This is a genomic window from Klebsiella sp. 54, assembly GCF_018223875.1.
Classification (GTDB): Bacteria; Pseudomonadota; Gammaproteobacteria; order Enterobacterales; family Enterobacteriaceae; genus Klebsiella; species Klebsiella quasipneumoniae.
On the sequence record NZ_JAGRRA010000003.1, the window covers coordinates 334,186 to 346,683 of the forward strand.

The following is a 12,498-nucleotide window of genomic DNA, read 5'->3' on the forward strand; positions in this document are numbered from 1 at the left end:
CATCTGGCGTAGGGTGGCCTCAGCACCATTATCGAGGCCACTATGCATACCTTATCGACTCTCTTCCCCGCCGCCTTCCCGGCGTTAGCCCTGTCCCACTTTGTCGCCCTGCTCAGCCCGGGCCCCGATTTTTTTCTGCTGGTCGGTTACGCTGTACGCTACCGGATCCGCGGCAGCCTCGGACTGTGTCTCGGCATCGCCGCCGGCAATGCGCTGTATATTGTTCTGGCCATCGTTGGCTGGGGACTTCTGCGCCAGGCGCCGCTGCTGTTTTTACTCATCGAGCTGTTGGGCGCGGGCTACTTACTGTGGATTGGCAGCCTGCTGATTCGCAGCCGTCCCGCGGCGATGGCGGTAGAGAGCGTTTGCGCATCGCGTCCGGGGTTCGGCAAGCAGCTACTGCTGGGGCTGGGGTCATCGCTGCTCAACCCGAAGAATGCGCTGTTTTATCTGGCGCTGATGACCTCCCTGCTGGGGCCGGCGGTCACCCTGCTGCAGCAAACGGTGAGCGGGCTGTGGATGGTCAGCGTGGTGTTCTTCTGGGATTTACTGCTGGTGAGCGCGATTGCGCTGCCGCAGGTACAGCGCCGCCTGAGCGCCATCGTCTGGCGGGTCGAGCGGGCGGCGGGGGCGATCCTGATGATGTTCGGTCTGTGGATTATCTGGCGATTTTTGCACGACCTCGACGTCAGGTTATATGCTTAAGTTTATGGAAAAACTCGCTGAACTGAAACGCGCCAAACTGCTGGCGCTGTCGCTGCTGCTGATCGCCGCCGCGCTATTTATTACCACCCTGCTGCTGCCGCCGACGCCGTGGGTCAGCGCGCTGAAGGCCATTTCCGAAGCGGCGATGGTCGGGGCGCTGGCCGACTGGTTTGCGGTGGTGGCCCTGTTTCGCCGTATTCCGCTGCCCTTTGTCGCCCGCCATACCGCGATTATCCCGCGCAACAAAGATCGCATCGCCGACAACCTCGGCCGCTTCGTTGAGGAGAAATTCCTCGATACCCCGTCGCTGGTGGCGCTGATCCGCCGCTATCAACCAGCGCTGATGCTCGGCAACTGGTTCAGCCAGCCTGAGAACGCCCGGCGGGTTGGCCAACACCTGCTGCAGGTGATGAGCGGTTTTCTCGAACTGACCGATGACGCCCGCATTCAGCGCCTGCTGCGGCGCGCGGTGCATAAGGCGATCGATAAGGTCGACCTGACGCAGACCAGCGCCATGATGCTGGAGGGGCTGACCCGCGACAACCGCCATCAAAAGCTGCTGGATTCGCTGATAAATCAGCTGATCGCCCTGCTGCAGCGCGACAGCTCCCGCGCTTTTATCGCCCGCGGCATCGTACACTGGCTGGAGACCGAACATCCGCTGAAGGCCAGGCTGTTACCCACCGAGTGGCTCGGCGAGCACAGCGCCGAGATGGTCACCGACGCCGTGAATACCCTATTGGACGAAGTCACCCACGATCGCACCCACCAGATCCGCCAGACCTTTGACCGCGCGACGCAAAAGCTAATCGATAACCTGAAATCCGACCCGGAACTGGCGCAGAAGGCCGATAACATCAAAGCCTGGTTGAAAAATGATGAGACCTTCAACCGCTATCTTGGCGAAGTGTGGGGAGACCTGCGCGGCTGGGTAAAAAACGATATCAGCAGCGACGACTCGCGTATCAAGCAGCGCATCGCCGAGGCCGGCCAGTGGTTCGGTGAAACCTTACTCCGCGACGACGCGCTGCGCGAATCGCTCAACGAACACCTGGAGCAGGCGGCGCATCGGGTGGCGCCGGAGTTCGCCGCCTTCCTCACTCGACATATCAGCGACACGGTGAAGAGCTGGGACGCCCGCGATATGTCGCGGCAGATCGAGCTCAACATCGGTAAAGATCTGCAGTTCATCCGCATCAACGGCACCCTGGTGGGTGGAACTATCGGTCTGTTGTTGTGGCTGCTCTCGCAGATCCCCTCGCTGCTGCATCTGCATATTGGTTAGCAATGATACTATCTGAACAATAGCGCTGATAAATATTCCACAGGGAGGGCGAGATAATGCACCGGATGACCCACTGGCTAACCCGGCACGCCGCCGCGCTGTTCTTCCCGGCGGCGCTCATTCTGTATGATTTTTCCGCCTATCTCACCACCGACCTGATCCAGCCGGGGATCCTCCACGTGGTGCGGGATTTTAACGCCGATGTGGCGCTGGCCCCAGCCTCGGTAAGCCTGTATATGGCCGGCGGCATGGCGCTGCAGTGGCTGCTGGGGCCGCTCTCTGACCGAATCGGACGGCGTCCGGTACTGCTCACCGGCGCGCTCATTTTCACCCTCGCCTGCCTGGCGACGCTGTTCACCACCTCCATGACCCAGTTCCTGATTGCCCGCTTCGTGCAGGGCACCAGCATCTGCTTTATCGCCACCGTCGGCTACGTCACCGTGCAGGAAGCCTTTGAGGAAAAAAGGTCGATCAGGCTGATGGCGGTGATCACCTCCGTCGTGCTGGTGGCGCCGATCGTCGGCCCGCTTTCCGGCGCGGCGCTGATGCATTTTATCCACTGGAAAGCGCTGTTCGGCATTATCGCCGCCATGGGGCTGGTGGCCTGGCTGGGGCTGCTGTTGACCATGCCGGAGACGGTGCGCCGGGGCGATGTGCCGTTCAGCCCCCTGGGCGTGCTGCGCGATTTTCGCAACGTCTTTCGCAACCGCATCTTTTTGCTCGGCGCCGCCACGCTGTCGCTGAGCTATATTCCGCTGATGAGCTGGGTGGCGGTATCGCCGGTGATTTTAATGGACGCCGGCGGGCTGACCACCAGCGAGTTCGCCTGGAGCCAGGTGCCGGTCTTCAGCGCCGTCATCATCGCCAACCTGTCGGTGGCGCGCTGGGTAAAAGATCCCACCCGCCCGCGCTTTATCCTCAGCGCGGTGCCGGTACAGATGCTCGGCCTGGCCATCCTGATCGTTGGGAATCTGGTATGGCCGCACGTCTGGCTGTGGTCGGTGCTCGGCACCTGCTTCTACGCCTTCGGCATCGGGCTAATTTTCCCGACGCTGTTCCGCTTTACCCTCTTTTCTAACGACCTGCCGAAAGGCACGGTCTCCGCCTCGCTGAATATCGTGATCCTCAGCGTCAGCGCCTTATCGATTGAAGGCGCGCGCTGGCTGTGGTTCCATGGCGGGAGACTGCCCTTCCACCTGTTGGCGGTGGCCGCCGGGCTCATCGCCGCCTGCTGCCTCGCCGGACTCTTACGCCACCAGCGTCAGTGTGCGCAAGCGGTCATTGAAGCCCGGCAGTCGTGACCCCTTTTACGGAGAAAGCCCCATCATGAGTGAGATTGAACTCAGCCCGGCGCAGCGTGACCTGCTGCGCGACAGGCTCAGCAAGTACTGCGAAGAGACGTTTAACCTCGAGCTGGAGCAGTTTGACGCTGAATTTTTTGTCGACTTTATCGCCCAGGAGCTGGGGCCGCTGTTCTACAACGCCGGTATCGAAGAGGCCATCCGCACTCATCTGGCGTGGAGCGAGCGGATCCAGGAAGAGATGGATTTAAAGAAGGTCTATTAACGCCGCGCGCAGACGCAGGAGATCAATAAAAGCATACAAACAACAGGGTTATAATGGCGGCTCTTTCAGCATCTCCCGTGTACGGGGAAGGAAAACCATGTCGCTTATCACCGATCTACCCGCCATTTTTGACCAGTTCTCGGAAGCTCGCCAGAAGGGCTTTCTCACCGTCATGGATCTTAAAGAGCAGAACGTGCCGCTGGTGGGCACCTACTGCACCTTTATGCCTCAGGAGATCGCTATGGCGGCGGGGGCCGTGGTGGTCTCGCTGTGCTCTACCTCCGATGAAACCATCGAGGAAGCGGAAAAAGATCTGCCGCGCAATCTCTGTCCGTTAATCAAAAGCAGCTACGGCTTCGGCAAAACCGATAAATGCCCCTACTTCTATTTCTCTGACCTGGTGGTCGGGGAAACCACCTGCGACGGCAAAAAGAAAATGTACGAGTATATGGCCGAGTTCAAGGCGGTCCACGTGATGCAGCTGCCGAACAGCGCCAGCGACGCGGCCTCCCGCGCGCTGTGGAAAGCGGAGATCCTGCGCCTGCAGCAGGTGATTGAGGCGCGGTTTGGCGCGCCGATTAGCGAGGCGGCGCTGCGTGAAGCCATCGTGCTGAAAAACCGTGAACGCCGGGCGCTGGCCCACTTTTATCGTCTCGGGCAGCTCAATCCGCCGGCGCTCAGCGGCGGCGACATCCTGAAAGTGGTGTACGGCGCCACCTTCCGCTTCGACAAAACCGCGCTGATTGACGAGCTCAACGCCATGGCGGAGCGCATCCGTCAGGAGTGGCGGCAGGGTAAACGACTGGCATCCCGCCCGCGCATTCTGATCACCGGCTGCCCGATCGGCGGCGCGGCGGAGAAAGTGGTTCGCGCCATCGAAGAAAACGGCGGCTGGGTGGTAGGCTATGAAAACTGCACCGGCGCGAAGGCCACCGAGCGCTGCGTGGCGGAAGAGGGCGACGTCTACGACGCCTTAACCGACAAATATCTCGCCATCGGCTGCTCCTGTATTTCCCCTAACCATCAGCGCCTGCAGCTGCTGAGCCAGATGGTGGAGGAGTACCAGGCCGACGGGGTGATCGACGTCATTCTGCAGGCCTGCCATACCTATGCCGTGGAATCGCTGGCCATCAAACGCCATCTGCGCCAGCAGCACGACCTTCCTTATATGGCGATAGAAACCGACTATTCGACAGCGGACCTCGGCCAGCTCAGCACCCGCGTCGCCGCCTTTATCGAAATGCTGTAAGGAGCACGCGTGATCTACACGGTTGGTATTGATTCCGGCTCCACTGCCACGAAAGGCATCCTGCTGGCGGACGGGGTGGTTACGCGTCGTTTCCTCTGCCCGACCCCCTTTCGCCCCGCCGACGCCATCCATGAGGCCTGGGAGACGCTGCGCGCTGGCCTCGCGGAAACGCCCTTTTTAACCCTCACCGGCTATGGCCGCCAGCTGGTGGATTTCGCCAATAAACAGGTGACGGAGATTTCCTGTCATGGTCTCGGCGCCCGCCTGCTGGCGCCGGACACCCGCACGGTGATTGATATCGGCGGCCAGGACAGCAAGGTTATCCAGCTGGATGCCGGGGGCAACCTCAGCGACTTTCTGATGAATGACAAATGCGCCGCCGGCACCGGCCGCTTTCTGGAGGTCATTTCACGCACCCTCGGCGCCAGCGTCGAACAGCTGGACGCCATTACCGACGGCGTCGAACCGCACGCCATCACCAGCATGTGTACGGTATTCGCCGAATCGGAAGTCATCAGCCTGCGGTCGGCGGGGGTCGCGCCGGAGGCGATTCTGGCGGGGGTGATTAACGCCATGGCCCGGCGCAGCGCGAACTTTATCGGCCGCTTATCAGCGCAGGGGCCGCTGCTGTTTACCGGCGGCGTCAGCCACTGCGCCGCCTTTGCCCGCATGCTGGAAAGCCATGTCGGCATGGCGGTGACAACCCATCCCGACGCCCAGTTCGCCGGGGCGATCGGCGCGGCGCTGATCGGCCAGCGCCAGCGGAGGCGCGGATGACAACGTTTCTGTTTTTATTTCATTCCACGGTGGGAGTGGTGCGAACGCGCAAAGCCCTGCAGGCGGCGGGAATGACCTTCGAGGTCAAAGATATTCCCCGCCAGCTGCGCAGCGGCTGCGGGCTGTGCATCCTGCTTGAGGGGACGGAAGCCGACGCGCGAGCCTGGATCGTCCCGGAACAGACGGCGGCGTTGTATCAGCAGGACGGGGAAGCGTGGCGCTGTCTCGCCACCTTCCCACCGGCAGGTTAATCGCTTACTACAAAGCGCGTCGCCGCAAAGCAGTTCAGCAGACGGTGCATAAGAAAAACCAGGGTCAGCGTGACCACCAGCGAGACCGTCACCGAGGTGATGCGGTACAGATCGCTGAACACCAGATCCTGATAGGGATGCAGGTTCTGGCCAAACATAATGCCGATGGTGGTAATGCTGGCGAAGCCCACCCCGGCGCCCACTTTCTCCATCACGTGCAGGCGGGCGCTAAAGGCCAGCCCGAGGCCAATCAGCGGCATCATCAGGATCATGTGATTGCTGAAGTCATAGATAATCAGCTGCACCACCAGAATATAGAGACAGGCCAGCACCACCCCCGCCACGCGCCAGATCGAGCTGATCACCGCCCCGCGATAGTGCATCGGGAACAGGATCAGGATCCCGGCCATCAGCGCCGACAGCGAGTCGCTGAGATCGCAGATCTGAAACACCACGAAGATGATCGTCGCCACCGTGCCGGAGAGCAGCGACTCGTGGCGGATGCGGGCGGCGTCTTTTTCAATGCGCGGCGGCGGCTTGCGCGGTTCGACGTCCGGGATCAGGTAATGCAGCAGCGCGCTCAGCGCCACCGCCAGCACGCACGCTTCCATGTTGGAGAACATCAGGGTGTGCCAGTTGCTGGTCGGGTAGCTCATAAAGTTGAGCATCGTGCTCTGACACACCACCCCCATCGACCCCAGCAGAAACAGCGGCCCCTGGCTCATAAAGCGAAAACGCATCACGTACAGGGCAAACACCACCAGCGTCATGATCACCGGCCATTGCGACAAATAACCGACAATCAGCACCATTTCGACGCAGTTCACCGCCGCGCTGAACACAAACTGGCGGGCGACGTGGCGGTTGAACACCGGCACCAGCGACATCAGCATCAGCGGATACACCACAAAAAATACGCCGTACTGCACGTCGTAGAAGGTGGAGATGCTGAGCGCAATGGTCCCGGCCACGGCGATACGCACCGTCTGGCGAAAATCATTCGCCGTGTAGACGATATTGCCGTGCGGGGTAAAGACGTGCGCCAGGGTATTAATAGACATAGTGCAACCAGCTCACCAGATGGATCTGCAGGCCGGCGAAGGTGCGGGCGAAAGGTCCCTCGCTATTGTACAGCTGCACCGTGGCGCGGGCGCCGGTCGGCAGCGGTTTCGCCAGCGGCTGATCCAGCGCGACGTGAATGCGCATTCGCTGGGCATCACGCACCCAGCGGGTGGACTGTTCCGGCTGCGACAGCTGCCCGTTAACCGCCTCTTGCCCCGCCAGAATCCCGGCATCGCTGCTGGTCACGTGCGCCGGGAAAACTTCCCCCGGCAGGGCGTCAAAAACCACCGCCGCATCGGTGTTTACCGCGGTGTGGCGCAGGCTCTTCTCACGGAAGTCAGCGACGATATCGGTATTGTTGTTGACCAGCGCCAGCACGGCCGTCGCCGCGGTGGCGTAGATCCCCGGGTTAAGCTGCAGGTTGCTGACCATGCCGTCAGTTTCCGCACGCACTTTGGTCCAGGCCAGGTTCAGCTGCGCCTCCTCCAGCGCGTTGCGGTATTTCTGCAGGGTGACGTTGCGCTTATCGTCGCGCTCGCCGCGCTGGATCAGCAGGTTCTGGATCTGCGCGTTCAGCGCCGAGACCGACTGCTCGCTGGTCTGCCAGGTGGTCCGCACTTTGTCGAGATCGGACTGCGAGACGTTCTGCATGGTGCTCAGGCGCTGATAGCGATCGAGCGTGACCTTATCGTTACGGGCGGTGTACTGCGCGGTGCGCAGGTTGGCGCGGGCGGCGGCGATTTGCGCGTCCAGCTGCTGGTTGCTCAGCTTCGCCTGTTCAAGGGCGATCTGTGCCGCTTCAACTTTATTAATGAATGGCGTCGGGTCGAGCTCATACAGCAGGTCGCCCTTTTTCACCTGGCTATTGTTATGCACGTAGACGTGCGAGACATAGCCGGAGACCCGCGACGAAACCGGGGTCACCACGCGCATGACGGTGGAGTCCGGCGTCAGCGGGATCCAGATATCGGCAACGATAAACCAGGCGAATATTCCCAGAAAAGCGGCAATACTCACCCGTACCCAGCGGGCAAATTTTTGTTCAGGCGTCATCATAGTGTGTTAGATCTTGTTATCTTCTTCGCGGATATTCCGCAAACGGCAGGCGATTTGATTTAACGTGGCGCTGAAGGTGACGAGGTCGGCCTCCGGGATGGTCTGGGTTACGCGCTCCTGATAGGTCTCGATCACGCGGCTCAGTTTTTCCAGAATAGCCCGCCCCTCGGCGGTCAGCGTCAGCAGGCGAATGCGTTTGTCATATGGCGATGTGGAACGCAACAGATAGCCCTGCTTTTCCAGTAATGAGAGGGTGCGCGTCAGCGGCGGCAGTTCAATCCCCTGCACCTCCGCCAGTTCGCTGACCGAGACGTTGTCCCCCAACTGATGCAGCTGCATCAGCACCGTCCAGCTGGACTGGGTGAGTCCCGTATCGGTGATAGCGGAGTCAATAATCGCGCGCCACTGGCGCACCACCATGGCCATCCGCATCCCCAGCGGGCGGCGGGCAAACAGTTCGTCTTCAGTCACAGCTTTTCCTCTCATTGTTGAGAAGAAAATAATACTTATCAGGGTAAGTATCAAGAAACGGAAGGTCGCGTCGCATCAATTGATAAATTTCGTGAATGTTTCCCCGGCGTCGCCAGCGCTTACCGGGGCAAAGAAGAAGTGATGCCTGAAAAAAACCGCACTTTTTAATTGATCTGATCCCGACGCAGGCCGATATCTTTCAGCTGTTCGTCGCTCATTTTCTGCAAAGCTCTGCGCGTTTGCTCCTGAAGCCACCATTTTTTGACAAACCGTGCCAGCAATACGAAACCGATAAATGGCTGTCTTGCCCTGTTCTCATGAAATTCCATCCTCTACCTCCTCACCTTGCCAGAGACTTTATCTTCACGGATTTGGGGGGGAGGAATACAGATTCACAAAACACTTTTCTTTAACATACAGATTGGCTAAAACGTACAGCAGACCGCAATTTTTCCGGCCATCTGTACTGGTTATTCCATCTGTATGGCGACAATTAAGGATACAGCATGACCCGCTATCAACATCTTGCGACGCTGCTGGCCGAACGCATTGAACAGGGCCTGTATCGCCACGGCGAAAAGCTGCCGTCGGTGCGCAGCCTGAGCCAGGAGCACGGCGTCAGCATCAGCACCGTCCAGCAGGCCTATCAGCTGCTTGAGCAGCAGCAGATGATTGTGCCGCAGCCGCGATCGGGCTATTTCGTCGCCCCCCGCAAGGCCCAGCCGCCGGTGCCGCCGATGTCGCGTCCGGTGCAGCGTCCGGTGGAGATCACCCAGTGGGATCAGGTGCTGACCATGCTCGACGCCCGCTACGATAAAACGATCATCCCCTTCGGCGGCGGCTCGCCGGACGTGACGCAGCCAAGCCTGAAGCCCATCTGGCGCGAACTGAGCCGGGCGATCCAGCACAACCTCACTGAGGTGTTGAACTATGACGAACTGGCCGGGCGCCGCGAGCTGCGGGAGCAGATCGCCCGCCTGATGCTCGACGGCGGATCGGTGGTGACTGCCGACGATCTGGTGCTCACCAGCGGTTGCCACAGCGCGCTGTCGCTGGCCCTGCTGTCGGTGTGCCAGCCAGGGGACATCATCGCCGTGGAATCCCCCTGCTACTACGGCACCATGCAGATGCTGCGCGGACTGGGATTAAAAACGATTGAGATCCCCACCGATCCGGAAACCGGGATCAGCATCGAGGCCCTGGAGTTGGCGCTGGATCAGTGGCCGATCAAAGGGGTGATCCTGGTGCCGAACTGCAACAACCCGCTGGGATTTATCATGCCGGACGCCCGCAAGCGCGCGGTGCTGAACCTGGCCCAGCGCCACGATATCGTTATTTTCGAGGATGATATCTACGGCGAGCTGGCTACCGAATATCCGCGCCCGCGCACGATTCACTCCTGGGATATCGACGGCCGGGTGATGCTCTGCAGCTCCTTTACCAAAACCATCGCCCCCGGCCTGCGCATCGGTTGGATAGCGCCCGGGCGCTACTACGACAAGCTGCTACAGATGAAGTACGCCGCCAGCGGTACTAACGTCCCTTCAACACAGCTGGCGGCCTTTAACTTTATTCGCGAAGGCCATTATCACCGCCACGTGCGGCGGATGCGGCAGATCTATCAGCGCAATATCGAGATCTATACCTGCTGGCTGCGGGAGTTTTTCCCCTGCGGGATCTGCGTCACCCGGCCGAAGGGCGGTTTTATGCTGTGGGTGGAGCTCCCGGAGCAGGTGGATATGGTCTGCGTCGCCAAACAGCTGTGCCGGCTGAAGATCCAGGTCGCGCCGGGGTCGCTGTTTTCCGCGGCGGGCAAGTATCGCAACTGCGTCAGGATCAACTGCGCCCTGCCGCCGACCGAGAAACATAAAGCGGTGATGGTGAAGCTGGGAGAAGCGGTGAAGGTGGCGATGGAGTGAAGCTGCGGCATTCCCACAATCTGCGAGCCGGTAACCCGGAAAAGGCGCGGTAAGCGCGCCTCCGGGCAAGATATACGCTCTTTAAACATTCTAAAATCACTCTTACAAATACGAAAAACAAAACAATTCATATAAACAATATTTCATTATTATTGAATAACAATTTTTGTGGTGCAAAACCATAAATACCAATATATATTGGCCCATTCACAAATACATGGTGGCATTTTAAGTAATGCCGTTAAAAAGCATGACTATTAACTTTTAAAGTATAAGCGTAGTCATACAGTTAGCTGAGAGCAAAATGGCAACGATCATCCCAACCATCGGAAGCTGCGGTAACAAGATTACTGCCGGAGAAAAGCGTCTTGCGAGAATTTTTGAAAGCAATCTGAGTAGCGATTGTACTTGTTGGTATGACATTCCTACTGGTGAAAAACAAACACATCCTGATTTCATCATTCTGGATCCTCAGCGAGGGCTGCTTTTTATTGAAGTGAAGGACTGGTATATTTCAAAAATAAAATCCGCTAATAAAACACATGTGATATATGAAACATCAGATGGTGACATTTCTCTAACCCATCCCATAGAACAGGTCAGACAATATTCTTACGGCGCAATTAACTATCTAAAGCGGGACCCACAACTTCTTCAGGACAACGAAAAATATAAAGGACAATTTTGCGCCCCCTACGGTCATGGAGTCTACCTCAGTAATATTACACGTAAGCAGTTAAATAAATACTTTTCCAATAGTGATATTTTTCCTTCTGATATCGTGATTTGTAAAGATGAAATCACCGAGTTTATGTCATCTGAAGAAATATCTTTACGCCTATTTTCTTTGGTCAAACATACATTTTCTAAAGAGATAAGTAATAAGCAAGTAGATCGTATACGTTGGCATTTATACCCTGAGATTCGCATCACCCACGCTCTCGATAAACCAGAGAGTTCTGCCAACCCAATATCTGTACTCCGAACGCCGAATATTATAAAAATAATGGATACTCAGCAAGAATTACTCGCCAGAAGCCTTGGTGAGGGGCATCGGATAATTCACGGCGTCGCCGGCTCAGGTAAAACCTTAATTCTCCTTTATCGTTGCCTACACCTGGCGAAAGATAATAATTTAAAGAAACCTATTCTTGTCGTGTGTTATAATATAATGCTGGCCCAAAAATTAAAATCTCTAATAAAAAGCCATCAACTTACGGTTCCGGTTGAAATTACCAACTTCCATGCATGGTGTTATAAGCAAGCAAAAATTAAAAATATTCTCCCTAACTCAAAGCAAAATTTTATAGAAAACCTTGAGCAAGCTGTTATTACTGGTTTTCAAAATAAAACAATAGCAGCAGAACAATATAGTGCGGTATTAATTGATGAGGGGCATGATTTTAAACAGGATTGGCTAAAAATACTTTCTGGAATGGTTGATAGCGAAACTAACTATCTATTATTTCTATATGACGATGCGCAATCAATTTATCAGAAAAAAAGCTCACTTGATTTTACGCTTTCCAGCGTTGGTATCAAAGCTCAAGGGCGTACAACTATTCTTGACATCAATTATCGAAATACACAGCAGATTCTCCACTTTGCTACCAGCATTGCATTTGATTATTTAAATGATCATATTGAGGATAACTTTAAATATCATAAACCAGATGCTGGTGGACTTCAAGGCCAGGATCCAAACATGCTTATTTTTGATAACCACCAACAAGAAATCATCCATATAATTAAATGGCTAAAGCAACAACATCATACTGGTGTTAGCTGGAATGACATGGCTATATTATGTCCCTCGACCGCACATCTTTCTGCAATATTAGTAAAAGAGTTAAGGGATTCAAAAATCCCGCACTATTTTATAGCAAGCTCGGAAGATAAAAAACGCTACTCACCACAAAGCGATTTTTTGTCTATTATACCTTTGCCTAGTAGCAAAGGTCTCGAGTTTCATTCAGTCGCAGTGATAGATAGTTCAAACATAATGGGTAATAGCGATGATCTCAGCGACGAGATCAAGCGACTATATGTTGGTTTCACTCGGGCAACCAATAATTTGCTTGTGACTTTACATCAAAAAAATGTGCTCAGCAGACATTTAACCTCAACTTATAATCAAATCTATAACAATGCATAGTA

Annotated in this window: 13 protein-coding genes; 9 read left to right on the top strand and 4 right to left on the bottom strand. The window is 56.4% G+C overall.

All coding sequences use genetic code 11. The features are described 5' to 3' along the window. The first annotated feature begins 42 nt into the window (after nt 1–42). The 7 genes from KHQ24_RS11280 (at nt 43) to KHQ24_RS11310 (ending at nt 5,833) form a co-directional block, all read left to right on the top strand. Complete coding sequence (locus KHQ24_RS11280) at nt 43–705, top strand: LysE family translocator (RefSeq protein ID WP_211777282.1); 663 nt, start codon at nt 43–45, stop codon at nt 703–705. Then, nucleotides 698–1,990, top strand: a complete 1,293-nt coding sequence (locus KHQ24_RS11285) for a DUF445 domain-containing protein (RefSeq protein WP_023319661.1) — start codon at nt 698–700, stop codon at nt 1,988–1,990. The genes KHQ24_RS11280 and KHQ24_RS11285 overlap by 8 nt, the downstream gene beginning before the upstream one ends. Nucleotides 1,991–2,043: 53 nt before the next feature. Beyond that, nucleotides 2,044–3,291, top strand: a complete 1,248-nt coding sequence (gene mdtM, locus KHQ24_RS11290) for a multidrug efflux MFS transporter MdtM (protein WP_064151042.1) — start codon at nt 2,044–2,046, stop codon at nt 3,289–3,291. 25 nt (nt 3,292–3,316) lie between these two features. Beyond that, entirely contained in the window at nt 3,317–3,556 is a 240-nt protein-coding gene (locus KHQ24_RS11295) for a DUF2164 domain-containing protein (protein ID WP_004204157.1), read from the top strand. Nucleotides 3,557–3,653: 97 nt separating this feature from the next. After that, nucleotides 3,654–4,805 (top strand): double-cubane-cluster-containing anaerobic reductase, encoded by a 1,152-nt coding sequence (locus tag KHQ24_RS11300; RefSeq protein ID WP_023319659.1) that lies wholly within the window; start codon nt 3,654–3,656, stop codon nt 4,803–4,805. Between the two features lie 9 nt (nt 4,806–4,814). After that, nucleotides 4,815–5,582 carry a putative 2-hydroxyacyl-CoA dehydratase activator YjiL gene (gene yjiL / locus KHQ24_RS11305; protein WP_017899136.1) on the top strand — a complete coding sequence of 256 codons (768 nt, stop codon included), beginning with the start codon at nt 4,815–4,817 and terminating at the stop codon, nt 5,580–5,582. Then, nucleotides 5,579–5,833 (top strand): DUF3343 domain-containing protein, encoded by a 255-nt coding sequence (locus tag KHQ24_RS11310; RefSeq protein WP_004204154.1) that lies wholly within the window; start codon nt 5,579–5,581, stop codon nt 5,831–5,833. The genes yjiL and KHQ24_RS11310 overlap by 4 nt, the downstream gene beginning before the upstream one ends. Here the strand turns inward: KHQ24_RS11310 and KHQ24_RS11315 are convergent. The 4 genes from KHQ24_RS11315 to KHQ24_RS11330 all read right to left on the bottom strand — a co-directional run bounded on the left by KHQ24_RS11315 (nt 5,830) and on the right by KHQ24_RS11330 (nt 8,751). Further along, nucleotides 5,830–6,894 carry a DUF2955 domain-containing protein gene (locus KHQ24_RS11315; protein ID WP_004204153.1) on the bottom strand — a complete coding sequence of 355 codons (1,065 nt, stop codon included), beginning with the start codon at nt 6,892–6,894 and terminating at the stop codon, nt 5,830–5,832. The genes KHQ24_RS11310 and KHQ24_RS11315 overlap by 4 nt on opposite strands. After that, nucleotides 6,884–7,951 carry an HlyD family secretion protein gene (locus KHQ24_RS11320; protein WP_004204152.1) on the bottom strand — a complete coding sequence of 356 codons (1,068 nt, stop codon included), beginning with the start codon at nt 7,949–7,951 and terminating at the stop codon, nt 6,884–6,886. The genes KHQ24_RS11315 and KHQ24_RS11320 overlap by 11 nt, the downstream gene beginning before the upstream one ends. Before the next feature lie 6 nt (nt 7,952–7,957). Then, nucleotides 7,958–8,422 (bottom strand): MarR family winged helix-turn-helix transcriptional regulator, encoded by a 465-nt coding sequence (locus tag KHQ24_RS11325; RefSeq protein WP_004204151.1) that lies wholly within the window; start codon nt 8,420–8,422, stop codon nt 7,958–7,960. Between the two features lie 164 nt (nt 8,423–8,586). Further along, on the bottom strand, nt 8,587–8,751 hold the full coding sequence (locus KHQ24_RS11330; RefSeq protein ID WP_004204150.1) for a DUF1127 domain-containing protein: 165 nt from the start codon (nt 8,749–8,751) through the stop codon (nt 8,587–8,589). A 177-nt stretch (nt 8,752–8,928) separates the two neighbouring features. Here KHQ24_RS11330 and KHQ24_RS11335 point away from each other — a divergent pair, with 177 nt between their 5' ends. Then, a complete protein-coding gene (locus tag KHQ24_RS11335) occupies nt 8,929–10,341 on the top strand; it encodes a PLP-dependent aminotransferase family protein (protein ID WP_004204148.1) in 1,413 nt (470 codons plus the stop codon). 304 nt (nt 10,342–10,645) lie between these two features. Further along, nucleotides 10,646–12,496, top strand: a complete 1,851-nt coding sequence (locus KHQ24_RS11340; RefSeq protein ID WP_043522368.1) for a UvrD-helicase domain-containing protein — start codon at nt 10,646–10,648, stop codon at nt 12,494–12,496. Nucleotides 12,497–12,498: the final 2 nt, after the last annotated feature.

Bases quoted from the DNA above. Each gene is read 5' to 3' on its own strand.
- KHQ24_RS11280 (WP_211777282.1), top strand. From the start codon at position 43: ATGCATACCTTATCGACTCTCTTCCCCGCCGCCTTCCCGGCGTTAGCC.
- KHQ24_RS11285 (WP_023319661.1), top strand. From the start codon at position 698: ATGCTTAAGTTTATGGAAAAACTCGCTGAACTGAAACGCGCCAAACTG.
- KHQ24_RS11295 (WP_004204157.1), top strand. From the start codon at position 3,317: ATGAGTGAGATTGAACTCAGCCCGGCGCAGCGTGACCTGCTGCGCGAC.
- KHQ24_RS11300 (WP_023319659.1), top strand. From the start codon at position 3,654: ATGTCGCTTATCACCGATCTACCCGCCATTTTTGACCAGTTCTCGGAA.
- KHQ24_RS11310 (WP_004204154.1), top strand. From the start codon at position 5,579: ATGACAACGTTTCTGTTTTTATTTCATTCCACGGTGGGAGTGGTGCGA.
- KHQ24_RS11315 (WP_004204153.1), bottom strand. From the start codon at position 6,894: ATGTCTATTAATACCCTGGCGCACGTCTTTACCCCGCACGGCAATATC.
- KHQ24_RS11320 (WP_004204152.1), bottom strand. From the start codon at position 7,951: ATGATGACGCCTGAACAAAAATTTGCCCGCTGGGTACGGGTGAGTATT.
- KHQ24_RS11330 (WP_004204150.1), bottom strand. From the start codon at position 8,751: ATGGAATTTCATGAGAACAGGGCAAGACAGCCATTTATCGGTTTCGTA.
- KHQ24_RS11335 (WP_004204148.1), top strand. From the start codon at position 8,929: ATGACCCGCTATCAACATCTTGCGACGCTGCTGGCCGAACGCATTGAA.
- KHQ24_RS11340 (WP_043522368.1), top strand. From the start codon at position 10,646: ATGGCAACGATCATCCCAACCATCGGAAGCTGCGGTAACAAGATTACT.